Annotated in this window: 25 protein-coding genes; 13 read left to right on the plus strand and 12 right to left on the minus strand. The window is 67.9% G+C overall.

Annotated elements, in window-relative coordinates; genetic code table 11:
• Window positions 1–90 precede the first annotated feature (90 nt).
• The 5 genes from Q7X29_RS01250 to Q7X29_RS01270 all read left to right on the plus strand — a co-directional run bounded on the left by Q7X29_RS01250 (window position 91) and on the right by Q7X29_RS01270 (window position 4180).
• Window positions 91–882 carry a TIGR03084 family metal-binding protein gene (locus Q7X29_RS01250; protein WP_218722224.1) on the plus strand — a complete coding sequence of 264 codons (792 nt, stop codon included), beginning with the start codon at window positions 91–93 and terminating at the stop codon, window positions 880–882.
• A 338-nt stretch (window positions 883–1220) separates the two neighbouring features.
• Window positions 1221–1904, plus strand: a complete 684-nt coding sequence (locus tag Q7X29_RS01255; protein WP_316573072.1) for a hypothetical protein — start codon at window positions 1221–1223, stop codon at window positions 1902–1904.
• The gene (gene lhgO, locus Q7X29_RS01260) at window positions 1901–3106 is read left to right on the plus strand and encodes an L-2-hydroxyglutarate oxidase (RefSeq protein WP_316573073.1); all 1206 of its coding nucleotides are present in this window, start codon (window positions 1901–1903) and stop codon (window positions 3104–3106) included. Before Q7X29_RS01255 ends, lhgO begins: the two co-directional genes overlap by 4 nt.
• A gap of 68 nt (window positions 3107–3174) precedes the next feature.
• Window positions 3175–3648 carry an SRPBCC family protein gene (locus Q7X29_RS01265; protein ID WP_218722227.1) on the plus strand — a complete coding sequence of 158 codons (474 nt, stop codon included), beginning with the start codon at window positions 3175–3177 and terminating at the stop codon, window positions 3646–3648.
• 10 nt (window positions 3649–3658) lie between these two features.
• Window positions 3659–4180 (plus strand): ribonuclease H family protein, encoded by a 522-nt coding sequence (locus tag Q7X29_RS01270; protein ID WP_218722228.1) that lies wholly within the window; start codon window positions 3659–3661, stop codon window positions 4178–4180.
• Between the two features lie 91 nt (window positions 4181–4271).
• Here the strand turns inward: Q7X29_RS01270 and Q7X29_RS01275 are convergent, their stop codons facing one another.
• From Q7X29_RS01275 to Q7X29_RS01315, 9 genes are all read right to left on the minus strand, one after another.
• Window positions 4272–5027 carry a hypothetical protein gene (locus tag Q7X29_RS01275; protein ID WP_316573074.1) on the minus strand — a complete coding sequence of 252 codons (756 nt, stop codon included), beginning with the start codon at window positions 5025–5027 and terminating at the stop codon, window positions 4272–4274.
• Window positions 5028–5157: 130 nt separating this feature from the next.
• The gene (locus tag Q7X29_RS01280; protein ID WP_218722230.1) at window positions 5158–6336 is read right to left on the minus strand and encodes an MlaD family protein; all 1179 of its coding nucleotides are present in this window, start codon (window positions 6334–6336) and stop codon (window positions 5158–5160) included.
• Entirely contained in the window at window positions 6333–7424 is a 1092-nt protein-coding gene (locus tag Q7X29_RS01285) for an MCE family protein (protein ID WP_218722231.1), read from the minus strand. The genes Q7X29_RS01280 and Q7X29_RS01285 overlap by 4 nt, the downstream gene beginning before the upstream one ends.
• Before the next feature lie 8 nt (window positions 7425–7432).
• A complete protein-coding gene (locus tag Q7X29_RS01290) occupies window positions 7433–8545 on the minus strand; it encodes an MlaD family protein (RefSeq protein WP_316573075.1) in 1113 nt (370 codons plus the stop codon).
• Entirely contained in the window at window positions 8542–9537 is a 996-nt protein-coding gene (locus tag Q7X29_RS01295) for an MCE family protein (RefSeq protein WP_218722233.1), read from the minus strand. The genes Q7X29_RS01290 and Q7X29_RS01295 overlap by 4 nt, the downstream gene beginning before the upstream one ends.
• Entirely contained in the window at window positions 9534–10559 is a 1026-nt protein-coding gene (locus Q7X29_RS01300) for an MCE family protein (protein WP_218722234.1), read from the minus strand. The genes Q7X29_RS01295 and Q7X29_RS01300 overlap by 4 nt, the downstream gene beginning before the upstream one ends.
• Window positions 10556–12037 (minus strand): MlaD family protein, encoded by a 1482-nt coding sequence (locus Q7X29_RS01305; RefSeq protein ID WP_218722235.1) that lies wholly within the window; start codon window positions 12035–12037, stop codon window positions 10556–10558. Before Q7X29_RS01305 ends, Q7X29_RS01300 begins: the two co-directional genes overlap by 4 nt.
• Window positions 12038–12077: 40 nt before the next feature.
• Complete coding sequence (locus Q7X29_RS01310) at window positions 12078–12941, minus strand: MlaE family ABC transporter permease (protein ID WP_218722236.1); 864 nt, start codon at window positions 12939–12941, stop codon at window positions 12078–12080.
• Between the two features lie 3 nt (window positions 12942–12944).
• Window positions 12945–13799, minus strand: a complete 855-nt coding sequence (locus Q7X29_RS01315; RefSeq protein WP_218722237.1) for an MlaE family ABC transporter permease — start codon at window positions 13797–13799, stop codon at window positions 12945–12947.
• A 460-nt stretch (window positions 13800–14259) separates the two neighbouring features.
• Between Q7X29_RS01315 and Q7X29_RS01320 the strand changes: the two genes are divergently transcribed.
• Window positions 14260–14934 carry a S1 family peptidase gene (locus Q7X29_RS01320; protein ID WP_218722238.1) on the plus strand — a complete coding sequence of 225 codons (675 nt, stop codon included), beginning with the start codon at window positions 14260–14262 and terminating at the stop codon, window positions 14932–14934.
• A gap of 63 nt (window positions 14935–14997) precedes the next feature.
• On the opposite strand, the gene Q7X29_RS01325 is transcribed toward Q7X29_RS01320, so the two are convergent.
• Together Q7X29_RS01325 and lppU are read right to left on the minus strand one after the other, a co-directional pair.
• The gene (locus Q7X29_RS01325; protein WP_316573076.1) at window positions 14998–16464 is read right to left on the minus strand and encodes an MFS transporter; all 1467 of its coding nucleotides are present in this window, start codon (window positions 16462–16464) and stop codon (window positions 14998–15000) included.
• 37 nt (window positions 16465–16501) lie between these two features.
• On the minus strand, window positions 16502–17134 hold the full coding sequence (gene lppU, locus Q7X29_RS01330; protein ID WP_218722240.1) for an LppU family putative lipoprotein: 633 nt from the start codon (window positions 17132–17134) through the stop codon (window positions 16502–16504).
• A gap of 191 nt (window positions 17135–17325) precedes the next feature.
• Between lppU and Q7X29_RS01335 the strand changes: the two genes are divergently transcribed.
• The 7 genes from Q7X29_RS01335 to Q7X29_RS01365 all read left to right on the plus strand — a co-directional run bounded on the left by Q7X29_RS01335 (window position 17326) and on the right by Q7X29_RS01365 (window position 25535).
• Window positions 17326–18534 carry a serine hydrolase domain-containing protein gene (locus Q7X29_RS01335; protein WP_316573234.1) on the plus strand — a complete coding sequence of 403 codons (1209 nt, stop codon included), beginning with the start codon at window positions 17326–17328 and terminating at the stop codon, window positions 18532–18534.
• Window positions 18535–18578: 44 nt separating this feature from the next.
• On the plus strand, window positions 18579–19922 hold the full coding sequence (locus Q7X29_RS01340) for a cytochrome P450 (RefSeq protein ID WP_218722241.1): 1344 nt from the start codon (window positions 18579–18581) through the stop codon (window positions 19920–19922).
• Between the two features lie 303 nt (window positions 19923–20225).
• Window positions 20226–21110, plus strand: coding sequence for a L,D-transpeptidase (locus Q7X29_RS01345; RefSeq protein WP_374104933.1), 885 nt, complete (start codon window positions 20226–20228; stop codon window positions 21108–21110).
• A gap of 123 nt (window positions 21111–21233) precedes the next feature.
• The gene (locus Q7X29_RS01350) at window positions 21234–22184 is read left to right on the plus strand and encodes a carbohydrate ABC transporter permease (RefSeq protein WP_218722280.1); all 951 of its coding nucleotides are present in this window, start codon (window positions 21234–21236) and stop codon (window positions 22182–22184) included.
• A 71-nt stretch (window positions 22185–22255) separates the two neighbouring features.
• On the plus strand, window positions 22256–23047 hold the full coding sequence (locus Q7X29_RS01355) for a carbohydrate ABC transporter permease (RefSeq protein WP_255588806.1): 792 nt from the start codon (window positions 22256–22258) through the stop codon (window positions 23045–23047).
• A 20-nt stretch (window positions 23048–23067) separates the two neighbouring features.
• The gene (locus Q7X29_RS01360) at window positions 23068–24396 is read left to right on the plus strand and encodes an ABC transporter substrate-binding protein (protein ID WP_218722243.1); all 1329 of its coding nucleotides are present in this window, start codon (window positions 23068–23070) and stop codon (window positions 24394–24396) included.
• Window positions 24397–24458: 62 nt separating this feature from the next.
• Window positions 24459–25535 (plus strand): ABC transporter ATP-binding protein, encoded by a 1077-nt coding sequence (locus Q7X29_RS01365; protein ID WP_316573077.1) that lies wholly within the window; start codon window positions 24459–24461, stop codon window positions 25533–25535.
• A gap of 9 nt (window positions 25536–25544) precedes the next feature.
• Here Q7X29_RS01365 and Q7X29_RS01370 read toward each other — a convergent pair whose 3' ends face one another.
• Window positions 25545–26720: a Fic family protein gene (locus Q7X29_RS01370; RefSeq protein WP_218722245.1), complete on the minus strand. Its 1176-nt coding sequence runs from the start codon at window positions 26718–26720 to the stop codon at window positions 25545–25547.
• Window positions 26721–26725 lie beyond the last annotated feature (5 nt).

A 26725-nucleotide genomic window follows, 5' to 3' on the forward strand; every position in this document is an offset into this window, starting at 1 on the left:
CACGCGTGCTTGCATTTTTCTGGAGGCGCTGAGATTCTTGGTGACGAGGCGCACCCGTACCGGGTCGCGCCACGATCGGCAAGGGAACAGATGGCTGACCTCGCAGCGCTCCTCGACGACTTCGCCGCCGAATGCGCGGAGCTGGAAAACCTGGTCGCACCGCTGACCGCCGCCCAGTGGCAGACCGCCACCCCGTCCCCAGGCTGGGATATCACCACCCAGATCGCCCACCTGACCTGGACCGACGAGGTCTCCAAGCTGGCCGCCACCGACGGTGAGACCTTCGCGAAGCTGCTGGCCGAGGCCGCGCCCAAGATGTTCACCTTCGTCGACGAGGCTGCCGAGGAACTCGCGCAGACCCCGCCCGCCGACCTGCTCGTGCGCTGGCGCGCCGGTCGCGAGGCGCTGATCGCCGCGCTGGCCGCCGTCCCGGCCGGCACCAAGCTGCCCTGGTTCGGCCCGCCGATGAGTCCGGCGTCGATGATCTCCGCGCGGATCATGGAGACCTGGGCGCACGGACAGGACGTCGCCGACGCGCTCGGCGTCGAGCGCACGCCCACCGCCCGGCTGCGCACCGTCGCCCACATCAGCGTCCGCACCCGCAACTACGCCTACACGGTGCACGGCGAATCCGGGCCCGCCGAGGAATTCCGGGTAGAACTGACCGCGCCCGACGGCAGCTTGTGGACCTGGGGTCCCGAGGACGCCGCGCAGCGCGTCACCGGCCCGGCCGTCGACTTCTGCCTGGTCGCGACCCAGCGTCGGCATCGCGAGGACACCGCCCTGGTCACCGAGGGCCCCGACGCCGAACATTGGCTCGGCATCGCGCAGGCCTTCGCCGGGCCGCCCGGAGCGGGCCGCGAAGCCGGTCAGTTCGCCTGACCACACGTTGCGAACAGGCGAGCGTCAGTCTCTGAGCGCCATTCGTGCCGACTGCCCCGGACTTCGTTGGCCGGGGGGTTGACCTCCGTGGCAGTCGTGAATGACGCTCGCCTGCTTCGTAGAGGTACCCCACGGCGCGCTGTGAGAAACAACAGAAGGCGCGCGACACCGCCCTGACCCGCACTGATAGGTCAGCTGTCCAGATGTGGTCCTGATCTCACCGGACGGGGGTGCTAACAACAGCTAGCACGGGCGTACCGTGGAAATCAGCGCGTGGCTTTCAACGATGCGGGCCCCGTCCCCTCGGGTACACCCACAGGTACAGGAAGGACCGCATCGTGACCGCACATCGACCCGCTCAGATCGCGCGTCTGTCCGCCACCGTCATCGCCGGCGCCGCCAGCCTCTGCCTCACCGTCGCCGCGGGCGCCTACATCGTCAACCACATGCCCGATCTCGCGCCGCCGCGGGCCGATGACAACGCGGCCCCCGCCGCGACACCGGGCTCGGGACACCACCGCCCCGCGCTCACCGAGGACTCCTCGCCGCGCGCCACCTACGACCTCGTCGAGCTCGCGGTATCGACCGAGCGCACGGTGCCCGCCGCGACCAGGGCCCCCATGACCGCGCAGCAGTCCGGTGTCGGGGCCACACCCGACAATTCGGCGCTGGCCGGTCGGCTCAAGATCGGCACCACCTACGTCGGGGCGCAGGTCGCCCCCGCCCGCACCGACACCATCGCCTTCACGGTCGACACCAACCTGGTGACGATGGCGTCGAAGTACCTGGGCATCACCGTCGACCCGACCGGGGTGACCGCGTTGCGCACCGAACTCGACACCCGCCGTGGCGAAGTGGTGTTCGTGCTCTCCGATCCCGGCCTCGGCAGCCACACGCTGCGCGTGGAACGGGTGCAGAAGCCGGGCACCGAGCCCGCGCCGGTCGACGCCGCGCAGGCCGACGAGCAGGCCGCGGCACCGACCACGTCGGCCGACGAGGCGCCGACTACCGTCGGCGTGTGAGTTCTGGCGGCACCGCGCGCGGTGCGTACGACTTCTGCGTGCTCGGCGGCGGCATCGTCGGCGTGGCGACCGCGCACCGGCTGCTGAGCACCCGTCCCGGCGCGAGCCTGCTGCTGGTGGACAAGGAGTCGAGGCTCGGCGCGCACCAGACCGGGCACAACAGCGGCGTCATCCACTCCGGGATCTACTACCCGCCCGACAGTTTGAAGGCACGGCTGTGCCGGGCGGGCGCGCGGTGGACCAAGGAGTTCGCCGCCGCCAACGACATTCCGTTCGAGGTCTGCGGAAAGCTGCTGGTGGCCACCGATTCCGCCGAGCACGCGCGGATGCTCGATCTCTACGAGCGCTCCATCGCCAACGGCGTCGACGTGGCGGCGATCGACGCGGCCGAGCTGGTGCGCCGCGAGCCCCGGATCACCGGCGTCGGCGCGCTGTTCGTGCCCGCCACCGGCATCATCGACTACGCGAAGGTGACGGCCGCGCTGGCCGATCAGGTGGTGGCGATGGGCGGGCGGATCGCGCTCGACACCGTCATCGAGGCGATCAGCGAAACCGGTTCGGCGGTCACGATTTCCGGGCCCACCGGGTCCTTCACCGCACGCACGCTGGTGGTTTGCGCCGGATTGCAGGCCGACCGGATGGCGCGGATGGCGGGCCTTAGCACCGACTTCCGCATCGTCCCGTTCCGCGGCGAGTACTACCGGCTGCCGCCCGAACGGGCCGAGCTGGTGCGCACGCTGATCTATCCGGTGCCCGATCCCGCGCTGCCGTTCCTCGGCGTGCATCTGAGCCCGACCATCGACGGGGAGCTGACCGTCGGGCCGAACGCGGTGCTCGGGCTGGCCAGGGAGGGGTATCCGAAGGGGAGCGTGAACGTGCGGGACGCGGTCGAGGTGCTGCGCTTTCCCGGCGTCCACCGAGTCGCCCGCGCACATCTGCGGACCGGGGCGCGCGAACTGCGCAACTCGGTGTTCAAGCGGGGCTATCTCGCCGAATGCCGCAGATACTGTCCAGAACTCACGACCGCGGACCTGCTGCCGCATCGCGCGGGCATCCGCGCGCAGGCGGTGCTGCGCGACGGCACCCTGGTGCACGACTTCCTGATCGAGCGGACGCCGCGCTCGATCCATGTGCTCAACGCGCCCTCACCTGCGGCTACGTCGGCGATGCCGATCGCGGAGTACCTCGTCGACCAGCTCTGAGCGTCAATCTGGCAAATAAAGAGGATATTTGTAGTAATTTTGAGCCCATCCGTGATCAGGGAGGGCCGATGGGCCACATCAGGTATGCGTGTGACGTCGGCGCACCCGTCGACGCCGCCTTCGCCTACGCCGAGAACTTCCGCTTCGTCCCGGACTGGATGTCGGGTGTCACCGGCATCGAGCCGGACGGCGAGCCCGACCAGGGCCTCGGCGCCGCCTTCGTGCTGAAAGTCCGGTTGTTCGGGGTGATTCCGCTCCGCTCGACCTGCGAGATCACCGAATATCGGCGCAATGCGGTGATCGGGTATACCCTGCGTGGGCGGGTATACGGAACCGTGACACTACGGTTCGACCCGCTCGGCTACGAACGGTCGGTGCTGACCTCCGAAGCCGACTATCCACCACCACGCGGTGTGTTCGGCCGCCTGTGCCATCGCCTCGTCGACGCTGTCGCGAGATCGGCACTGCGCCGCACGGAGTCGCGGTTGCGAAGGGAGATAGAGGCATTCCACGGTACCGATCTTGTCGGCCGCATCGCCTAGGGTGGCGGTCATGATCATCGTGAGCACCGACGGGTCCTGCCTGCGCAATCCCGGTGGTGCCATCGGCTGGGCCTGGGTGAATCACCAGGGCCCGGCGGACAGCGGGGGAGCCGCGTCCGGAACCAACCAGATCGCCGAGCTCCGCGCCGTGCTGGAAGCCATCCTCGCCCACCCCGGCGCCGAGCCGATGCTCATCGAGAGCGATTCGCTCTACGCCATCAAATGCGCCTCCGAGTGGATCACCAGCTGGCGGCGCAACGGCTGGCGCACCTCCACCGGCGGCGCGGTGAAGAACGTCGAGATCATCAAGCAGATCGATCGGGCCATCACGACCCGCGAGGGACCGGTGCGTTTCCGCTGGGTCCGCGGGCACGTCGGTAACTATTTCAACGAACAAGCCGACACTCTGGCAGGCGCGGCCGCCCGCGAAGCCGCCGCCCGCCCGGCGCCCGTCGCCGAACCCACCAGACCGCGGACCACGGGGAAGCCGGTCGAGCCGGCAGCGCCGTCCGGGACACTCACCCTGTTCTGAGGCGCCGACGCGACCGGAGTTGGTCCGCACGACAACGCCTCCGGCGGCAGATTCGCTCTGCTGCCGGAGGCGTTGTGGAAATGCTCGTCGATCAGTTGCCGGGCGTCGGCGCGGGCGCCTGCGGCGTCGGCACGGTCTGACCGGGGGCAGCGCCACCGGGGACCTGGCTGCCGTTCTTGAGCAGCGGCGAATCCAGCTTGCTGACCAGCCACTTGCCGTCGTCGGACTTCTCGAGGGTCATCTCGATGGCGAACATCATCCGGTCCGGTTCGGTCTGGGTGAAGTTCGTCCGGTACTGGGTCATGGTGACCATGGCCTTGACATCGTCGGTGCTGCCCGAGATGTAGGCGCACTGCACGTCCTCACCACGGGACTTCACCTGAGCCTGGACCATCGCGCCCTTGAGCGCCTCGCTGGCGTCGCTGAATTCCTTCAGGTAGTCGCCGGTGGCCCCCGCCTTCATCGAGGCGATGTAGCCGTCGAGGTCCTTGGAGTAGTCGTAGTTGGCGAGGATGTTGCCGTAGTCGCAGGCCGCCTTCGTCGAGTCGGCGATGGCGTCGAGCTTGTCACCCTTGTCGCTGCTCTGCAGGAAGAACACCACGGCCGCGGTGGCCGCACCGAGAGCGACCACGCCGGCGACACCGGCGGCGATCCAGCCCGTCGAGCTCGATTTCCCGGCCGACGCGGGCGTCGGCGCCTGCGCTTCGGCCGCGGTCGCCGCCTTGACAGTGGGCGCGTCCGTTTCGGGGGTGGCCGCAGCGCCCTCGACGGTCGCGTCGGCCTTGGCCAGATCGGGGGAGTCCGCCGCGGCAGCGTCCTTCTTGCTCTCGGCGTCGTCGCTGGTCATCGAATCAATCCTGCTCTTTCCCGGCACTCATATCGCACCGATTTCCTTCGTGGGCCCGTGAGCCGGACCACACGCTCTCCTCAGCGAGTATGCCCGGTGCGGTGCGCGAGCGACCGAACCGGGCATCAACTCAGTTCACCGGGATGGGTGTCCGCTCGTTGGGATCGACGCCCGGCGGCATCTGCGCGCCGTTGTTGGGCACGTTCGGGCGCGGCGCGTTGGCCGAACCGCGGATCTGCTGATCGGCGGGCGGGTTCACGCAGTAGTTCCACTTCGGGATCGACCCGTCCTGGACTTCCTCGTTACGACGGTACTCCGTGGCGTAGTAGCACGTCGGCCGCGGCCAGATGTCGATGACGGTGTGGAACTCGCCGTCGTGGGCGGGCACCGCGATCGACTCCAGACCCAGCGCCAGCGACGGGAACAGCAGTCGCAGCGCCGGCTGACGCAGCTGCGCCGCCCTGGTGATGGCGACGAAGTTGGCCGCCAGACCGGTGATCGGATCGGCCGTCTTGTCCAGCACCGCACCGAGCGCCTCGAACTGCGCGGGCGCGTTGTCGAGCACGCTCTGCAGTTCGGCGTTGGCGTTGTTGAACTGGGTCAGCAGCGCGCCCGAGTTGCGGGTCAGGGTCTGCAGATCCGGCTGCGCGTTGGAGGTGGTCTCGGCGATCACCCGCAGGTTGGCGATGAGGTTCACCGTCTGCGGCAGCAGGTTGTCCAGGCCGGCCACCACCAGGCTGACGCCGTTGATCAGGCCACGCAGCTGATCCGGGCCGGCACCGAGCGCGGTGTCGAGCTCGGCCAGGATCGTCTTGAACTGCTGCGGGTTGACCTGGGCGATCAGCGCGCTGGTGTCGTCGAGCACGGCCCACACCGGGGTGGGGGTCTTGATCTGCTCGGGGTTGAACTTGATCACCGCGCCGTCACCGAGGAACGGACCGACATCGGTGTTCGGACGGAAGTCGATGTACTGCTCGCCCGCCGCCGACAGGGCCGCCACCTGGATCATGGTGTCGACCGGGATCTTGTAGCTCGTGTCGATCTGCGCCTTGGCGGCGATCGACTGGCCCTGGTCGATCAGCTCGACCGAGGTGACCTTGCCGATCCGGTGCCCGCGCAGGGTGACGTCGTTGCCCGGCTGCAGACCACCCGAGCGGTCCAGGTTGACCGTCACCGCGTACTCGGACCGCAGCGGGTTCACCCGCATGACGTTGACCAGCAGATAGGTGGCGCCGACGATCAGCACCACGACCAGGGCCGCGTTGGCGAGCAGGATCTTGTTACCGAAGAACTTCTTCGCCTTGCTCATCGGTGGCCTCCCACTCGGCCCTGAACGATCTGCAGCACCTGGATGAAGCTGCCGACGAAATCGTTCACGTCCTTCAGATCGGGGAACTTGCTGTTGGCCGGATCGGTGAGCAACCCGATGTCGAGGTTGGTCAGCGTCGCGTACGGCGCCAGCGACTTGCCCTGGAACGTGGCGTTCGCGCCGGGCCGGATCGCGTGCAGCTGATCGAGCACGTACCCGAAGTTGTCGCCGGAGGCCGCGAGCGCGGTCATCAGGTTGTCCAGGTTGGTGAGCAGCTCGGAGAGCTGATCGCCGGTGGTGTTGGAGTAGTCGCCGAGCGCGGCGCTGGCCGTGGCCACCTTGGTGAGCAGGTCACCGATCGCCTTGTTGTTCTCGGCGATCGCGCCGATGGCCTGCGGCAGCGTGTCGGCCACCTGACCCAGCTGGGTCTTGTTGTTCTCGATGGTGTTGGCGAGGGTGTTGAACTCGGTCAGCACCGTGTCGACCTTGGCGCTGTTGTTGTTCAGTTCGCCGATGACGCCGGTCATCTCGGTGATCAGGTGCGACAGGTTGCCGCCCTGCCCGTTGAGGATCGAGCCGAGTTCGGTGCCCAGCCGGCTGAGGCTGGCCACGCCGCCGCCGTTGAACAGCATCGACACCGAGATCAGCAGCTCTTCCACGGTGGCGCCCGCCGAGGTGTACTCGCGGGTGAGGGTGGCGCCGTCCGCCAGCGGCGGGCCCGCGGGCGCGCCGTTCTTCGGCTTGGACAGCGCGATGAACACGTCACCGAGCGGCGTCGCCTGACGCAGTTCGGCCGTGCTGCCCTGGGGCAGCTGGATGTCCTTGCTGATCTGCATATCGATCTTGGCTTGGAAGTTCTTGGTCGAGATGCCGGAGACCACCCCGACATCGGAACCACCGATCTTCACCTTCGCCTGATCGGGCAGGTTCAGCGCGTTGTCGAACTCCGCGTGGATCGTGTAGGTGTCGCCTTCGGCGCCCGGCTTGGGCAGCGGCAGATCCTCCACGGTGAATCCACACCCGGAGGTGATCGCCACCGTCGCCGTCGCGGCCGCGGCGACCAGCGCGCGGCGGGCTTTCATCGTCATACGTAGGGTCATTTCGTCAGTCCGAGCAGTGCGGCGGTGAGCCCGTAGTCGGGGCCGAAGTCCTGCATGTTCCCGGAGCGGCAGCCGTCGGACTTCATCTGGATCCGCTCGCAGAAGACGCTGACGACCTCGCCGGAGAGGGCGGTGCCGATCAGGCCGTGCAGGCGGACGAAGCGGCCTTCCTTGTTCATCGCGCCGTCGATGTTCTGCATCAGCAGCGGCACGATGTCGACGATCTCGACCATGGCGCCGGAGTTGGCGCGCAGCTGGTTGGTGACGTTGGTCAGCCCCGTCAGCGAGGTCGACAGCTCGTCGGCGTGCTCGCCGAACATCGTCGAGGTGTTGGCCAGGAAGGCGTTGAGCTGATCCAGCGTGGCCTGCAGGCCGGGGGCCTGCTCGGCCAGCAGGCCCGACATCGCGGTCACCCGATCGCTGAAGTCGCGCACCGACTGGTCGTTGTCGGCCAGCATCGTCGTCAGCTCGTTGAGCTTGATGATGATGTTGGAGATCGCGTCCTTGTTGTCGACACCGATCTTCAACGCGCTCGACAGCGCGTCGAGGGTTTCCCGGATCTTCTGGCCGTTGCCGTTGAGCACCGGGTAGAGCACCCGGCCCGAGAGCGGGCCGAGTCCTTCCTGACCGGGTTCGGGCTTGAGCGAGGCGGAGAACTGGTCGATGGTCTTGATCATCGTGTCCAGCTCGACCGGGGTCCTGGTGCGCGCCTTGGGCAGATGCTCACCGGACTTCATCGACTCACCGCCGGTGTAGGGCGGGGTGATCTCGATGTGGCGGTCGGTCACGATCGAGGGCGAGATGATCGCCGCGATCGCTTCCTTGGGGATCTTCACCCCGCCGTCGATGGTCATGTGGACCTCGACGTAGGTGCCCTTGGGAACGATCTTGTCGACCTTGCCGACGGCAAGGCCGAGGACCATGACGTCGTTGCCCTCGTACATGCCGGCGATGTTCTCGAAGTCGGCCGTGATCTTGGTCGACATGCCGAGCGCGTCGTTCACCTGATTGGGCAGCAGCGAGCAGCTGCCCAGGGTCAAGGCGGTGGCGCCGATCATCAGCGCTCGGGCCAGCGTCTTGCCGCCGCGGAATCTCGAGGTCAGTTTCATCCTGCGCACCCCTGAATCACCTGAACGAAGCACAGCCAGTTGTCGGGGAACAGCCACGGCAGCGAGACGTCGCCGTAGTTGCCGTTGCCGAGCGCGTTGTTGAAGTAGCGCGCGGTCGGCTGCCCGATCTGCAGCAGTCGGTCGAGGTTTTCCTTGTTCTTCTGCAGACCCTCGGCCATGGTGTTGAGCTGACCGATGGTGCCGCCGAACTGATTGCCGTTCTCGGCGCCGATCTCCTCCAGCTGACGGGTCAGCGTGGCGATGTTGTCGAGCAGCTGCCGCAGCAGGTTCTGCCGCTCCATCACCCGGTTGGCGATGGCCTCGCCCTGGGTGATGACCAGCAGGATCGAGTTGCGGTTGTCGGCGAGCAGCTGAGTGACCCGGTTCAGATCCTTGAGCAGGCTGTCGACCTCGGTCTTGCGCCGGTCGACGACCTTGGCCAGCGCGCCGACGCTGTCGATCGCCTGCGCGACGAGCTGCGGCGAGTCACCGAGCTGGCTGTTGATCGTGTTGAGCGAGGCGGCCAGCTTCTTGGTGTCGAGTTCCTCGAACTTCGGCGTACCGACCTGCACGACATCGGCGATGTTGTACGGCACGTCGGTGTTGCTGCGCGGGATGGTCTTGCCCTCGAGCCCCGATCCGTCTCCCGGCTGCAGGTCGACGTAGCGCGCGCCGAGCAGCGTGGCCATCTTGATCGCGGCGTGCGCGTCGGGGCCGAACTTCAGCGACTTGTCGACGTCGAGGGTGACCACCACGTGATCGCCCTCGATCTTGGCGCCGGTGACCGTGCCGACCTGCACGCCGGAGACCGCGACCTTGTCACCGGTCTTGATGCCGGCGGCCTGCACGAACTCCGCGTCGATCGACTGCCTGCCCAGCCCGATGAACTGGTAGACGGTGGAACCGACCAGCAACAGCACGATCACCAGCGAACCGATGACACCGAGCCAGAAATTGCGGTTGCCGAGGAAGGTCGTCTTGAGCTTGCTCATCTGCAGACCTCCGAGTGGGAGGTGCCACCGATCTGGCTGAACAGACCGCGCGGGAACAGGACCCCGTAGAGCGAGACGTCCAGGCTGCACAGGTAGGCGTTGGCGTGCGTGCCCTCGGAGGTCATCCGGCCCAGGTCGGCGAGCATCGACGGCATGTCGATCGCGGCCTGGTCGAGCTTGGCGCCGTTGGCCAGCAACAGGTTCAGCGCGGCGGTGGTCGAGTTCTGCGCCGCCGACAGCTTGGGCTGGATCTTGCCGACCATGCCGACCAGCGACGTGGTCGCGTCGGCCAGGGTGGCCGTGGACGCCTGCAGCGACTGACCCTGTTCGTAGAGCCCGCCGATCAGCGCCCGGGTCTGGGTCACCAGGGTCTCCAATTCATCCCCTCGCTTGGCCAACCCGGCCATCACACCGGACAGGTTGGTGATCACGTCGGACAGGATCGCGTCCCGACGCTGGAAATCGGTGGCCAGCTGCGCGGCCTGGATGATGAACGACGACAGCGAGACACCGTCACCCTGCAGCGCCTGGATCAGCGTCTCCGACATGGCGTTGACCTCGGCCGGCTCCAGCGCCTGGAACAGCGGCTGGAAACCGTTGAGCAGCGCGGAGATGTCGAACGAGGGCTCGGTGCGGTCGATCGGGATGACCGACCCGCTCTCGAGCTCCTGCGGGCTCGGCGCCGTGCCCGGGGTCAGCGCGACGTAGCGCTGACCGATCAGGTTCTGGTAGCGAACCAGGGCCTTGGTGTCGTCGAAGATCGTCTGGTCGCTCTGCACGATGAACGACACCTTGGCGTCGTTCTTGCCGTCGAGCTCGATCTTCTCGACCTTGCCGACGCGCACGCCGGCCATGCGGACGTCGTCGCCGGGCCGCAGGCCCAGGACATCGGTGAAGATCGCGGTGTACTTGCGGGTGTCTCCGTCGACCGTGCGCGCGAGCGTATTCCACACGACCACGATGACCAGCATGGAAACGATCGCGAAGATACTGAACCCGATCAGTGGCTTGCGGATGCTCATGCGCCACCCCCGTTTTCGGACACTTGCAGGGTTCCGCCCTTCAAAATCGGACCGAGCAGCAGGAATTCGGATGCCGTCGGCTTACGCCCCAGCAGTTGAGTCATCGCCGCTTCGCCCTGGTAGGAGATCGGCTTGGCGGCCGCCGGAGCCACCGCGGGCTGCGGTGCGTCGGCCGGGGCAGCGGGGCCCGCCGCCGGCGCGGGGGCGCCGCCACCGAGCAGACCCGGCAGACCCGGAATCTGGATCGACGGGACCAGGCCCTCGAGCGGCGTGCCGGCGAACGGCTTGACCTCGGTGCCGTTGGCGGTCTGCATCGGCGCGATGCCCGGCGTGGTGAGGCCGGGGATCGCGGGCATGCCCGGGATCGCGACCAGCGGGGGCAACCCGGCGGCGGCGTCGAGCTTGCGCGGGCGCACGCTCTCCGGCATCGGCGGAATGCTGACCTCGGCGGGCGCGGTGAAGCAGCTCGGGCCGAGCAGCTCGCCGTAGCGCGGGCAGTCCGCGACGGTGTTCGGCTTGTACGGGGTGAACGTCAGACCCGCGTTCCAGACCATCTGCTTGGACGGACCGCCGTGCATGGTGCTGTTCAGCGCGGCCAGCGACGGGCCGAAGACCTCGAAGGTCTTGGTGATCGAGCCCGGGTCGGCGGCCAGCGCGCCCAGGGTCGCGTTCATCCCGACGGTGACCTCCTTGCCGACATCCGGGTTGGTCGCGAACAGGTCGTTGACCTGGTCGGTGGTGGCACTCGCACCGGCCAGCAGCGCGATCAGCTGATCCCGCTTGGTGGCGATGGTGTTGGCGGTCTGCACCGAGCTGCCGAGCACATCGAGCAGTTCCGGCGCCGACTGGTTGAGCGCGTGCGCCGAGGCGGAGAAGTTGTCGAGCATGCCGCCCAGGTTCGGACCGGCGTCGGCGACGGTGGTCAGCCAGTGGTCGAGGCGCTGGATGGTGGAGCCGGGGACCCGGCCGCTGCCGTCGAGCGCCTGGGTCAGGGTGCCGAGCACCCGGCCCAGCTGCACCGGGTCGACCTCGTTGAGGATGTCGCGCACCGTGGTGAGCGTGTCCTGCAACGCGATCGTGCCCTGGCTGGTGTCCTCGGGGATCTGCGAGCCCTCGTGCAGGTACTGGTTGGACGCGCCGTTGAAGACCAGCTCCACCGAGGTGACGGCGAACAGGTTGCTCGGCACGACGCGGGCGGTGACATTGGACGGGATGTCGCCGGCGAACTCGGGCTTGAGCTCGATGTTCACCTTCTGGGTCGCGCCCTTGTCGGTGATCTCGACGTCCTTGACGGCGCCGACGAGCACGCCGCGGAACTTCACGTCGGCATCCGAGGGGAGGCCGTCACCGGTGGTCGTCAGGTTGGCGGCCACATTGACCTTGGGCACGAAGTAGCCCTGGTACCTCGCCATCAGGAACCCGAGGATCACCGCGAAGACGATGACGCCACAGGTGCCGGCGATGTACAGCTGTTTCATCGTGGGACCGCGCCCACTGGGATCGATGATCATCGCGCGCCTACCCCGAGATCCTGATTCCGGGGTTGACGCCCCAGATCGCCAAAGTCATGAACAGGTCGGCGAACACGACCAGGATGATGCACATCTTGATCGCGCGGCCGGCCGCGACGCCGACGCCCTCGGGTCCGCCCGAGGCGAAGAAGCCGTAGTAGCACTGGATGAACGTCGTGATCATGACGAACACGACCGCCTTGAGCAGCGAGTACAGCACGTCGGTCGGTACCAGGAATTGGTAGAAGTAGTGCGAGTAGGTACCGGCCGCGGTGCCACCTATCAGCTGCACCGTGATCGAGCAGGACACGTAGGCCATCACCAGGCCGATGCAGTACAGCGGCACGATCGCGATGACCGCGGCCATCATCCGGGTGCTGACCAGGTAGGGCAGCGGGCGGATGGCGATCGAGTCGAGCGCGTCGATCTCCTCGGAGATGCGCATGGCGCCGAGCTGGGCGGTGAATCGACAGCCCGCCTGGGCCGCGAAGGCCAGGGCCGCCAGCAGCGGGCCGAGCTCGCGGGTGGTGGCGAAGGCCGAGATGGCGCCGGTGATCGGGCTCAGGCCGAGCAGGTTCAGCGAGGTGTGACCCTGGATGGCGACGGTCATGCCGCCGAAGGCGCTGATGATCAGGATGACGCCGATGGTGCCACCACCGACGACGATGTTGCCGTTACCCCAGGTGACGTCGGAGAGCAGCCGCCAGACTTCCTTCGGGTACTGCTTGAAGGCCAGCGGAATCGAGCCGACGGAACGCAGGAAGAAGAAGACCTGGTGTCCGAGCCGCGCGAGCAGGTCGACGGGCGCCTTGCCGACCGCCTTGAGCTGGCGCAGCGGCCGCAGCAGCGGAGGTACGTACGTTGATGACATGGCTCAGACCACCTGTGGGGGGAAGACTGCGGCGTAGATCTGCGTGATCGCCACGTTGACACCGAGCAGCATCACCATGGAGCTGACCACCGCCGAGTTCACCGCGTTGGCGACGCCACCGGGGCCGCCGCGGGCGTTGAGGCCGGAGTCGCAGGCGATGATCGCGGCGATGATGCCGAAGATCACCGACTTGAGCAGCGCCACCGCGAGGTCGCGGGTGACCGCGAACGAGGCGAAGGTGCTCATGTAGGAACCGGGGGTACCCGCCTGGGCGAAGATGTTGAACATGTAGCCGGTGATGAAGCCGACGAAGACGACGAAGCCGCAGAGCAGGAAGCTGACGATCATCGCGGCGCCGAGCCGGGGGGCGACCAGCCTGCGCAGCGGATCGACGCCCATCACCTTCATGGCGTCGATCTCTTCACGGATGGTGCGCGAGCCGAGGTCGGCGCAGACCGCCGAGCCGACCGCGCCGGCGATCATGATCGAGGTGACCAGTGGCGCGCCCTGCTGGATGATGCCGAGGCCGTTCGCCGCGCCGATGAACGAGGTCGCGCCGACCTGACCGGCGACCGCGCCGACCTGGATGGAGACGATCACCGCGATCGGGATGGCGACGAGCAGGGTGGGCGCCGCGGCGACATTGGCCATGAACGCGCACTGCCGCACGAACTCGTCGAAGGGGAAGCGGCGACGGAAGATCGCGACGATCAACTCCGTGATCGCTTCGAAACCCATCGTGATCTGTCGACCGAAGGTCTCGAGGGACTTCTTCGGATGGTCTTCCCAAAGGCCCTTGGTCCGGTCGACAGCTTCGCTGACTCGTGAACGGGCGGGTGGACTCTCGGTCGACTGCACTGCTATTACCCCTCTCGACGCCAGGTCATCAACACCCCGACGACTTGTTTGCTTGACGCACCTTACTACGGAGTAGCGCAGAACACACCACCGACATGTGAGCGCGGTCATAGACAGAGGTCACGGTCGAGAACGGCTATGAGTTCCGCCATGTCGGACCATACAGCCCACAATTGTGGGGGTATCGGCGATTGCTCCGGATGTCGTTTTCCCCATGGATTCCCAGTACTGGCGGTTGCGCCGAATAAATATTGCGGAAAACTGTCATTCATAACGAACCCCCCGGCCGAATACTCCGGAAGATCACAGAGCCCGGCAAAACTGGTCAATTGATCATTTCATTGATAGATATTCGCTATGGCAGTGACATGCCCGGCGGGCGGGGCGCGCCCGGGACGGAATACAGGCACGATAGGCAGAGCGAATTGATATCGTGCGGGCTTCCGACGTCTGGAGGGACATGTTCACCACACTCGCCAAGGTGGCCAACGCCGCCTTCGCCGTCGCCCTCGGTGCAGCACTGCTCGGCACCGGCGCGGGCGCTTCGCAGGCTCAACCCGGCCCACCGGTGATCGGCGGCGGCTCCGGAATCGTCATCGACAGCATGTTCGAGTGCACCGTCACCACGGTCGGCTACGACGGCGCGGGCAGGCTCGTCGGGCTGACCGCGGGCCACTGCGGCGACGCGGGGTCCACCGTCACCGCCGAGGTGGACCGCGGCTACGGCGAGATCGGCCGGTTCGCCTACAGCAACCCCGATCTCGACTACGCGGTCATCGAGTTCACGCCGGGGCGGATCATCCCGGTCAACCGGATCGGCAACGTCACCATCACCGGCGTCGGCGGGCCCGCCCAGTTCCCGACGATCGTCTGCAAGGAAGGCCGGACCACCGGCAACACCTGCGGCATCACCTGGGGTGACGTCTTCCAGACCAATACCGAGACCTGGGCCCAGATGTGCGTGATCGAGGGCGACTCCGGCGCGCCGGTGGTCGTCGGCTCGACCCTGGTGGGCATGGTGAACGCCTACCTGGCCGTGGCCTGCTTCGGGCCCGAGGTCGGCACGAACATGAGCACGATCATGAACGACATCAACGCCCGCGGGGGCGTCGGCGCGGGGTTCCATCCGGTGTAGCGCAGCCGCTCGGATCGCCGGAAGTCGTGCGGACCACGGGGATTGCGCTCCCCGTGGTCCGCACTATTTCTGTCCGAGGTATTTCTGTCCCAGGGGCGCGAGCGCCGGACCGTCGGCACCCGCGCAGTGCGGCAGGCAATCGACCCGATCGGGCTCCGGCGCGCGGCGCGGGACCCGCAGCAGCACACCCGCGACGACCGCCCCGACCAGCAGCAATGCCGCGCACCACCGCATCGCGGTGTCGAAGCCCGCGGCGAAGGCGATCGGATCGTCGAACGCGCCGGACAATCCCGCCAGGCCCGGCAACGCCGCCACGGCCAGCAGCTGCGCGGTCCTGGCGACGGCGTTGTTGACCCCGGAGGCGATGCCGGCGTCGCCGGCGGGCACCGCGGCCAGCACCGCGCCGGTCAGCGGCGCGACCATGACCGAGAGCCCGAGCCCGAAGATCAGGACCCCCGGCAGCACATCGGTGAGGTAGTCCGCCTCGGCCCCGACCCGTTGCAGCGCGAACACCCCGCCCGCGGCCAGCAGCGGGCCCGCGGTCATCGGGATCCGCGGTCCGTGCCGCTGCGCCCAGCGCCCGGCCGGAGCGGACAGCACCAGCATCAGCACCGTCACCGGCAGACTCGCCGCGCCCGACGCCATCGGCGAGTATCCGGAGACCAGCTGCAGTTGCAGCACCAGCAGGAAGAAGACGCCACCCAGCGCGGCGTAGACGAAGAACGTCACCAGATTCGCCGCGGTGAACACCCGCGAACCGAACAGCGACGGCGGGACCAGCGGATTCGGGCTGCGCAGCTCGACGACCACGAACAGCGCCAGCGCCACCACCCCGACGCCGATCAGCACCGGGTACCCCTCGATCAGGCCCAGCGTCAGCGCCCCGAGCGCGATCGCGACGATCACCGCCCCCGGTACATCGATGCGCGACGGCGCGTCCGGATCACGGCTCTCCGGCACGAACCGGATCGCCACCACCGCGACTGCCAGCGCCAGCGGCACGTTCAGCAGGAAGATCGCCCGCCAGCCGACCAGGTCGATGAGCCCGCCGCCGAGCAGCGGCCCGAACGCGCCCGCCACGCCACCCAGGCCCGACCACAGCCCGATCGCACTGCCCTGGTCGTCCTTGTCGATCGACGCCGAGATCAGCGCGAGGCTGCCCGGGGTGAGCAGCGCCCCCGCCAGGCCTTGCAGCAGACGGGCGAGGACCAGCATCTCGATATTCACCGCGACCGCGCACAGCAGCGAGGTGACCGCGAATCCGGCCACGCCCCAGACGAACACGCGTTTGCGGCCGAGCTTGTCGCCGAGCGACCCGCCGAGCAGGATGAACGAGGCCAGGGTGAGGGTGTAGCCGTTGACGGTCCATTGCAGACCGGCGACGTCGGTGTGCAGGGATTCGCCGATGCGCGGCAACGCGACCGACACGACGGTGGCGTCCAGCGACGCCATCGAAGAGCCGAGGATGGTGGCGAGCAGGATCCACCGCCCCGTGGCCGAGTTCAGCCGAACCGTCTGGGTCGGGGGCACCTTCCCAAACTAGCCGTCGCGCTGGTCTTTCGCCGGACTACAGGCTCTGGACGCAGACCACGACTTTGCGCTCGGGGTACTTGAAGCCCGAGTCGGCCACGTCGGGGCAGTCGTCGACGCTGTCGGTGTTGTTCTTGATCGTGATGACCTTGACCGGCTCGGAACCGGACTCGCCGCAGTCGATCCGCTTGGGCTCGTCGCCGCCGACATCCATGCAGCCGCCGACCACCCAGTCGATGTCGAGGCACAGCGCGCCGGTCTCGATGCCGTTGAGGGTCTCGGCGTAGAAGTTGTCGCGGTCGCTGACGCAGCCGGTGCTGTTCTTGGCCTTGCCGATGACCTTGTAGTTCGACGAGCGGCTGCCGCACGACGCCTTGTCGATGGTGGCGTCGTCGACGGTGCCGCCGAGCGAGACGCAGTCGCCGATGTTGGCCTGGAAGTCGGTGCTGCCGCCCCGGGTCGAGGTCTGGGCCGGCTTGCTGGCGGTCGGCTTGCCCGTGGTGGGTTTGCCGGGCTTGGTGGTGGGGCCGGCGCTGCTGGTCGCCGGGACGACATCGATCGCGGGCTGCGCGTGGCCGTCGATGGTGCCACCGCACCCACTCGCGACGAAGGCGGTCACCGTGATGGCGACCGCGCCGACGAGCCGGCCGATGGACAGGTCTGCAAACACCTACTGTGAATACACCACCGGAGCCACCGGCGTCGACTCCATCCCGATGGTCGGGGCGCTGGGTTACCCTTGGGATTCCGGCCCCCCGGCCGTACCTGCATCAGGAGGTGAACCCGATGGTGGCAGCAACGGCGGGAGATTTCGGCCCCCTGACCCGGCCCGGCGGCACGCCGATCACGGCACCGCGCCAAATGCTGGTCGATCCCCGATTCATCCGGCTGGCCGACCATTTCTTCGGTCTCTTCCCGCAGCCCAGCCGCGGTGGCGGCGCGCTGGCCGTCTACCTGGACGGCAGGCCCGTCGTCGACATCTGGGCGGGCTGGGCCGCCAAGGACCAGCGCTGGAACGGCGAGAACGTCGCGCTCACCTTCTCCACCGGCAAGGGCGTCGCGGCGACGGTCGTGCACCGGCTGGCCGAGCGCGGGCTGATCGACTACGAGGCGCCGGTCGCCCGGTACTGGCCGGAGTTCGCCGCGCACGGCAAGCACGACATCACCGTGCGCGATGTGCTCTCACACCGCGCCGGCCTGCACCGGGTGCGCGGGCTGGTGCCGGGACGCGAGGGGATCCTCGACTACGACAAGGTGGTCACCGCGCTGGCGGAGAGCCCGGCCGACCCCCGTCGTATCCGCACCTCGGGCTATCACGCGATCACCTTCGGCTGGCTGGTCGCCGAGATCGTGCAGCGGGTGACCGGTGAATCGTTCACCACGGTGCTCGAGCGAGAAGTGGCCCAGCCGCTGGGAACCGACGAGTTCTGGTTCCAGGTGCCCGCCGCCCAGCGGCACCGCATCGCCAAGATCTTCCCGCACCTGGCGCCGCCGGGCATCCGGTGGAATACCGCGTCCTCGGTGCTGTCGTGGGTGCGGCCCGCGCGCGGACTGGCCGAGGCGGGCATGCCGGAGAGCTTCGACGAGCTGGTGCGTGACCCGCGCGTGCACGACGCGGTCATGCCGGGTTGGAACGGCGTCTTCTCGGCCAGGGCGTTGGCCAGGATGTACGGCGCGCTGGCCAACGGTGGCGCGGTGTACGCGGGCGACGCCGCACCCCGGCCGCCGCGCGGCAACCCGGCGGTGCAATTCCTGCGGCCGGAGACGATCGAGCTGGTCAACCGGACCCAGCAGACCGACAGCCGCGACTACGTCCTCGGTCTGCCGCTGCACTTCACGCTCGGCTATCACCGCCCGGTGCTGATGACCAAGCAGCAGCCACGACATGCGTTCGGCCACTACGGGATCGGCGGTTCCGGCGCCTACGCCGATCCCGACCTGCGGATGTCGATCGCGTTCGTCACCAACCGGCTGGGCAACTCCTTCACCGCGCTCGGTGACGCGCGCCTGGCCAAGCTGTCGGCGATCGCGCAGGGCACGGTGCGCCGGCTGCGGACCGGGCCGACCTAGGTGTCTGTTCGAACCAGCCGTCGGCGCGCGCCGTAGTAACGGACATGACAGCGCTGCGCCCGCCCCCGGCGACACCACGCTGGTCGCTGCTGCACGGACTGGCCGCGGGCCGGGATTTCGAGGGTTACCTGCGGCGACGCGCGGCCCACAGTGATCCGTTCGCGGTCGGCTTCCCCGGCTTCCCGCCGGTGCTGTTCACCGGGACGGCCGAGGGCGCGCGCGAATTGTTCCGCGCGCCCGCGCCGCTGCTGGAGCCGCCGCGGCCCAATCCGATCGAACCGATGGTCGGCGCGGCCTCGCTGATCCTGAGCTCCGGCGCCCGTCATCGCACCGATCGCGCCCTGCTGGCGCCCGCGCTGCACGGTCCGCGCGTGCGGGCGCTGGCCGGGGTGATTCGCGCGGCGACCCTGCGCGAAATCGAAACTGGTTGCGGCACGGCGGGTTCCTGGCAGGTGGGCGGCCGGATCGATGCGCTTGCCGCGGCGCGCTCCATGACCCTGCGGGTCATCCTGGCGGCGGTCTTCGGCACCGAGCTCGACCGCGAGCCCGAATACGCCGGTGCCGTCACCGATTTCCTCGCGGCCTTCACCACGCCGTTGCTGGTGGCGCCCGTCTTACGCCGTGGCATGGGCGGATTCGGGCCGTGGGAGCGCTTCGTCGCCACCCGCGCGGCACTGGACCGGGTGATCCTGGCCGATATCGCCCGGCGGCGCCGCGACGGTCCTGGCTCCGGCGACCTGCTCGATCTGCTTCTGGCCACCCGCTACGACGACGGCAGCGCCCTCACCGATGCGCAACTGTGCGAACACCTGCGGACCCTGCTCGTCGCCGGTCACGAGACGACGGCCACCACCCTGACCTGGGCGCTGTATCACCTGCATCGCGAGCCGGGCCTGCTCGACCGGGTCACCGCCGAACTGGCGGCCGCGGGCGCGGACCCCGCCGATCTCGCCGCGCTGCCGCTGCTCGGCGCGGTCTGCCAGGAGACGCTGCGTCTGCATCCGCCGGTCCCCATCGTGCTGCGCACGCTCCGGGAGCCGCTGCGGTGGCGCGGGGTGGACGTAGCGGCCGGGCAGACGATCGGGCTCGCCGTCGGCGTGCTGCACAGCGACTCGTCGGCCTGGCCCGCGCCCCGGCTGTTCCACCCCGACCGGTTCCTCGACCGCAAGGTCTCGCCGTTCGAGTTCGCTCCGTTCGGCGGCGGACACCGCCGCTGCATCGGCGCCACGCTGGCCGAACACGAACTCCGCATCGTGCTGGCAACCGTGCTGACCACGGTCCGGTTGTCCCTGGACCCCGGCCTGGCGCTGGGTGCGCGGCCACGCGCCGTGCCCCGAAATCTCGCGACGGCGCCGGATCGAGCGATCCACTTCACACGGACCGGGTGATTTCGGTCACTTCACGTTTGGAGTTCACACGCCTGTACTTCGACCCGGCCCGAGATCACCGCCGCCGACTCGCCGACGTGAGCGCGGCGTTTGACGAAAGCCCGTGTATAACAGCGCGTTATGTGACCTGGCGCACAGAGTTGCCGATCCGTGATCGCCCGGCGGCGCGGCTGGCACGTTGTCACCCCGGACGGGTAGGAATGGACGGTCAGGGTCGGGGCGTCGTTACCCCGTGGAGACCCGTTGCGGACTCCGCGTCAATCACGAAGATCTCGCGCCGCCGCAGGCGGAACGAGAGATGGAATGGACGAGAAACCTATGCACTACGAGGCAAATATGCAGCAATCGCGCTGGCTTCGCCGGGGTCTGCTGCTGTCGGCGGCAGTCGCGGCGGCGGGCGCTTTGATCGTCATGCCCGCGCAGGCACAGCCGACCCTCCCGGGCTCCGGTTCCAGCCAGCCCGCGGTGAACGAGCCCGCGCCGCAGGCGCCGTTCGCCCCGCCGAACATCAACATCGCCGACGGCGAGACCGTCGGCGTCGCGCAGCCGATCATCATCACCTTCAAGGAGCCGGTCGGCGACCGCGCCGCCGCCGAGAAGGCCATCAAGGTCACCTCGAGCCAGCCCGCGCCCGGCCACTTCTACTGGACCGGCGACAAGCAGGTGCGCTGGAAGCCCAACGAGTTCTGGCCCGCCAACACCGACGTCAACGTCGTGGCCGGCGGCACCACCAGCTCGTTCCGCATCGGTGACGCGTTCATCGCCAGCGTCGACGACAACACCAAGATGATCACCGTGACGGTGAACGGTGAGGTCGTCAAGGAGATGCCGACCTCGCTCGGCAAGCCGGGCCACGAGACGCCGAACGGCACCTACATCGTGGGTGAGCGGTTCGAGAAGATGGTCATGGACTCCTCCACCTACGGCGTCCCGGTCACCGATCCCGAGGGCTACAAGCTCGAGGTCGAGTACGCGACCCGCATCTCCAACAGCGGCATCTTCGTGCACGCCGCGCCGTGGTCGGTCGCCCAGCAGGGCTACTCCAACGCCAGCCACGGCTGCCTGAACGTGAGCACCGAGAACGCCAAGTGGTTCCTGGAGAACTCGCGCAAGGGCGACGCCGTCGTCATCACCAACACCCAGGGCGGCACCCTGAGTTCCGGTGACGGACTGGGCGACTGGAACTGATTCGCTGAACAAAAGCCGAACAATACGATCAATCGCGATCGTGTTGTTCGGCTTTTTGCTGTACTCGCCCTTGTGCGCCCGATGTTCAGAGAGACGGCGGCCAGGGTTAACCGACAGTTCGCCATGCGCCGTAAAACTGCCGCGGTGCGAAGCAGTCCAGAGCGGGTCCTCCCCGCACCACGAGGCCGCGGGCTGAAAAACCGCCCGTGGCAGGACTATGCGCTGTTCCTGGTCCTGGTCGTGCCGAATCTGGTGCTGCTGACGCTGTTCGTTTACCGGCCGCTGGCGGACAACATCCGGCTGTCGTTCACCGACTGGAACATCGCGGATCCCGTTGCCACCCCGATCGGTTTCGACAACTACGTCGAGTGGTGGGGGCGCGAGGATTCCTGGAAGGTCGTCTCCAACACGGTGATCTTCACCGTCGCCGCGGTCGCGGTGAGTATGGCGCTCGGCCTCGCGCTGGCGCTGCTGCTGGACCGAAAACTGTTCGGCCGCAATGTGGTTCGTTCGGCCATTTTCGCGCCTTTCGTGATTTCCGGCGCGGCGATCGGCGTGGCTTTCCAATTCATCTTCGATCCGAGTTTCGGTCTGGTACAAGACGTCCTGCACCGCGTCGGTGTGGACAAGGTGCCGGATTTCTACCAGGACCCGCACTGGGCCCTGTTCATGGTGACGATCACTTACATCTGGAAGAACCTCGGCTATACCTTCGTCATCTATCTGGCCGCGCTCCAGGGCGTGCGCGCCGAGTTGCTGGAAGCCGCCGAAATGGATGGCGCGAGCCGGTGGACGACATTCACCAAAGTACTTCTGCCACAACTTCGTCCGACGACCTTCTTCCTGTCGATCACGGTATTGCTGAACTCGCTGCAAGTCTTCGACATCATCAATGTGATGACCCGCGGCGGGCCGCTGGGCAACGGCACGACGACCATGGTGTTCCAGGTGTACGAGGAATCGTTCCGCAATTTCCGGGCCGGCTACGGCGCCACCGTCGCGACCATCATGTTCGTGGTGCTGCTGGTGGTCACGCTGATCCAGGTGCGCGTCATGGATCGAGGCGATCGGTGAAACACGTAGGCCCGCAGACACTGTCGTACCGGCGCCGCGAACGCGCCGTCACCGCGCTCGGTTACGCCGCGATGGCGTGCGTGCTGATCCTGGTCGGCGTGCCGCTGTTCTGGATCCTGATCACCTCGCTCAAGGATCGCGCCGACATCTACACCCAGCCCGCGGTGTACTGGCCGCACAGCTGGCACCCGGAGAACTACGGCGAGGCCACCACCACGGTGCCGTTCTGGACCTTCCTGCGCAACTCGCTGATCGTCACCGGCGTGGTGTCGGCGGTGAAGTTCGCGCTCGGCGTGTTCAGCGCCTACGGCCTGGTGTTCCTGCGCTTCCCCGGCAAGAACATCGTGTTCCTGGTGATCATCGCGGCGCTGATGGTGCCCAACCAGATCACCGTCATCTCCAACTACGCGCTGATCGCGCAGCTGGGCTGGCGCAACACTTTCCAGGGCATCATCATCCCGCTGTGCGGCGTCGCGTTCGGCACGTTCCTGATGCGCAACCACTTCCTGTCGCTGCCCGGTGAGGTCATCGAGGCGGCGCGGATGGACGGCGCGAACTGGTGGCGGCTGCTGACCAGAGTGGTGCTGCCGATGTCGGGTCCGACGATGGTGGCGTTCGCGGTGGTCACGCTGGTCAACGAGTGGAACGAGTACCTCTGGCCGTTCCTGATGGCCGACTCCGCCGAGGTCGCCACGCTGCCGGTGGGGCTGACCCTGCTGCAGAACACCGAGAACCCGTCGGTCACCAACTGGGGGCCGGTGATGGCGGGCACCGTGCTGACGATGCTGCCGATCCTCATCGTGTTCCTCGCGCTGCAACGTCACATGATCAAAGGCCTCACCTCCGGTGCGGTCAAGGGTTGATTCTCGAACAGGAGATCCACGTGTCCAGTCAACGATTCCCGGCGCTGAGCCGCCGCGGCTTCCTCGGCCTCACCGGCGCGGCCGCCGCGGGTCTGGCGCTCACCGCCTGCGCGGGCACCGGCGGCGGATCCGGTGACGGCGGCGACGCCAAGACCATCACCTTCTGGTCCAACCACCCCGGCACCTCCAAGGAGCTGGAGCTGGAGCTGATCAACCGGTTCCAGGCGAAGTACCCGGACCTGACGGTCAACCTGGTCGACGCGGGCAAGAACTACGAGGAGGTGGCGCAGAAGTTCAACGCCGCGCTCACCGGTGGTGACCTGCCCGACGTGGTCGTGCTCTCCGATGTCTGGTGGTTCAACTACGCGCTGACCAAGGCGATCGAGCCACTGGACAGCCACTTCGGCGCCGCGGGCGTGCAGCTGGGCGACTACGTCGACTCGCTCGCCGCCGACTACCTGTTCGACGGGAAGCACTACGCGCTGCCGTACGCCCGCTCGACCCCGCTGTTCTACTACAACAAGGACGTGTGGGCGAAGGCCGGTCTGCCCGACCGCGGCCCGAACTCCTGGCAGGAATTCGACGAGTGGGGCCCCAAGCTCCAGTCCGTCGTCGGCGCCGACAAGTTCGCGCACGCCTGGGGCGACGCCAAGAACTACCTCGGCTGGACCTTCCAGGGCCCGAACTGGACCTTCGGCGGCGCCTACTCCGATCAGTGGAAGCTGAAGTTCACCGATCCGGGCTCGATCGCGGCGGCCACCTACCTGCGCGATTCGATCAATGTGAAGAAGTACGCGGCGATCCGTCCGCAGATCGCGGTCGACTTCGGCACCGGCGTGGCCGCCTCGACGATCGCCTCCACCGGCGATCTCAAGGGCATCAAGAAGAACGCCGACGGCAAGTTCGAGGTGGGCACCGCGTTCCTGCCGCACCCGAACGGCCCCGGCGTCACCACCGGCGGCGCAGGCCTGGCGATTCCGTCGCGGATCTCGGACGCGCGCAAGACCAACGCGCTCAAGTTCATCGAGTTCGTCACCAACGCGGCCAACACCGCGTACTTCTCGCAGAACACCGGATACATGCCGGTGCGCAAGTCGGCGGTGACCGACCCGTCCGAGGTGGACTTCCTGGCGAAGAACCCGAACTCGAAGGTCGCCATCGACCAGCTGTCGGTGACCAAGTCCCAGGACTACGCCCGCGTGTTCGTGCCCGGCGCCGACCAGATCATCGGCACCGGCTACGAGCAGATCGGTCTGCAGAACGCCGATCCCGCCACGGTTCTGGCGAAGGTCGCCGCCGACGTGCAGGCGATCATCGACCGGCAGATCACGCCCAAGCTGCCGAAGTAGTCACCCCGTGGGCCGGTGGTCGTGGCGACCACCGGCCCGCCTCGTTCCCAGGAGAATCCCCCATGGCGACAGTGCAGTTCGACGGTGTCACGCACCGCTATCCCGGCGCCGACACCCCCGCTGTCGACGCACTCGATCTCGACATCGCCGACGGCGAGTTCCTCGTGCTGGTCGGGCCGTCGGGCTGCGGCAAGTCGACCAGCCTGCGCATGCTGGCCGGCCTCGAGTCGGTCGAGGAGGGGACCATTCGCATCGGCGAGCGCGACGTCACCGGACTGCCACCGCGCGCCCGCGACGTGGCGATGGTGTTCCAGAGCTACGCGCTCTACCCGAACATGACCGTCGCCGAGAACATGGGCTTCGCCCTGCGCAACGCGGGAATGAGCAAGGCCGACACCCTCGTTCGGGTCAAGGAGGCGGCCGCCATGCTCGAGCTCGAGCCGCTGCTCGACCGCAAGCCCGCCAAGCTCTCGGGCGGTCAGCGCCAGCGGGTCGCCATGGGCCGCGCGATCGTGCGCCGCCCGCAGGTCTTCTGCATGGACGAGCCGCTGTCCAACCTCGACGCCAAACTGCGGGTGAGCACCCGCTCCCAGATCGCCGCGCTGCAACAGCGACTCGGCACCACCACGGTCTACGTCACCCACGACCAGGTCGAGGCGATGACCATGGGTCACCGCGTCGCGGTCCTGCGCGACGGGACGCTCCAGCAGATCGCCTCCCCTCGCCACCTCTACGACGACCCGGTGAACACCTTCGTCGCCGGCTTCATCGGCTCACCGGGCATGAACCTGCTCGAGGCGCCGGTGGTCGACGGCGCGGCGGTGCTGGACGGCCTGCGAATCCCAGTGCCCCGCAGCGTCTCCGGTGCCAGGGTGGTCCTCGGTATCCGTCCCGAGGCGTGGGAGGTCTCCACCGACCCGTCGGGTATCACCGTCGTCGCCGAGCTCCTCGAAGAACTCGGCGCCGAATCCTTCGTCTACACCCACGGCGCCGGCACCGACTGGTCCACCCGCTCCGGCAAGATCGTCGTCCGCGTCGACCGCCGGTTCCGGACCACCCTCGGCGAAACCCTGCACCTGCGACCGAAACTCGACGAGATCTTCTTCTTCGACGCCGACCAGGGCAATCGCGTGCGCTGACGGCGCACGCTACGACAGACCCGCCGTGGTCCGGCGGCCGATCGCCGCGTCGAGGGCGCCGAGTTCGGCGAAGACGTCGGTGGCCGCCCAGATGCGGTTGCGGGTGGAGTCGGAGACGACTTCGAGGATGCCGCGGTCGACGAGTCGTTCGAGGGCGCGATAGGTCGCCGAGTCCGTCGTCGCGGTGAGGCGGTTCGCGACCGCGATCGTGAGGATCGGGTGCTCGAGCAGGTTCGCGAGCAGGGCCTCGTCGGCGGAGCCGCCGCGTGGACGGGCACGGTCGCGCCAGCGTTGGGGGAGCGCGGCCAGGGCGCGGGCGGAGTCGATGGCGGCCTCGCTGGCATACACCGCCGCGAGCGCCAGGTACACGACGAACTCGTCGGCGGCACCGCCCCGGTAGGCATCCAGCTGGGCGAAATAGCGCGAGGTGTCGGCGAGCATGACCGAGGAGAAGGGAACTGTCACCCGGTCGGTCAGCCCCCGCCTGCGCAGAATCGCGCTCACCAGCGCGCGGCCGATCCGGCCGTTGCCGCTGACGAACGGGTGGATCGAGACGAACTGCGCGTGCGCGATCGCGGCCTGCACGAGAATCGGCAGGTCGGTGCGCGCGACGAAAGCCAGCAGATCGGCGACCAACTCGGGCACGAGCTCCGGCGGCGGTGGCACGTACAGCGCGTGGAGCGGCGTGTAATCGCTGCCGCCGATCCAGGTCTGCACCGTGCGGAAACGGCCCGCCTTCTCCCACTCCGGCGCGATCAGCACCCGGTGGGCGCTGAGCAGGCTCGCCTCGGTGATCTGTCCGGTCGCCGCGGCGTCGACCAGGCCCGCGAGGCCGCGCACAGCACTGACTTGCGACGCCGCCTCGGCGCGGGTCGACGCGCCACCGAAGGCTTTGCCGAAAGCTCGCCAGCCCGCGTCGATGTGCTCGATGCGCGAGGACGCGACCGCCTCGGCGCGCAGCAGGAATTCGCGCAGCGACGTCGAGTACTGGCCCTGACCCGCTTCGAGATGGGTCACCGCGATCAGCGCGGCCTCACTCGCGGATGTCGTTCTCCTGGAGTCGAACTCGAGTTCGGCGATGCGCGGCGGGATCGACACCGCCACCCACTCGGGCACGGGCCCGGCCCGTGATCCGTCGTGCGCCGCCCACGGTCGCTGCTCGACATGATGAGCGGGCCAATTCATCTGCT

Source organism: Nocardia canadensis (genome assembly GCF_032656385.1).
Taxonomy (GTDB): Bacteria; Actinomycetota; Actinomycetes; order Mycobacteriales; family Mycobacteriaceae; genus Nocardia; species Nocardia canadensis.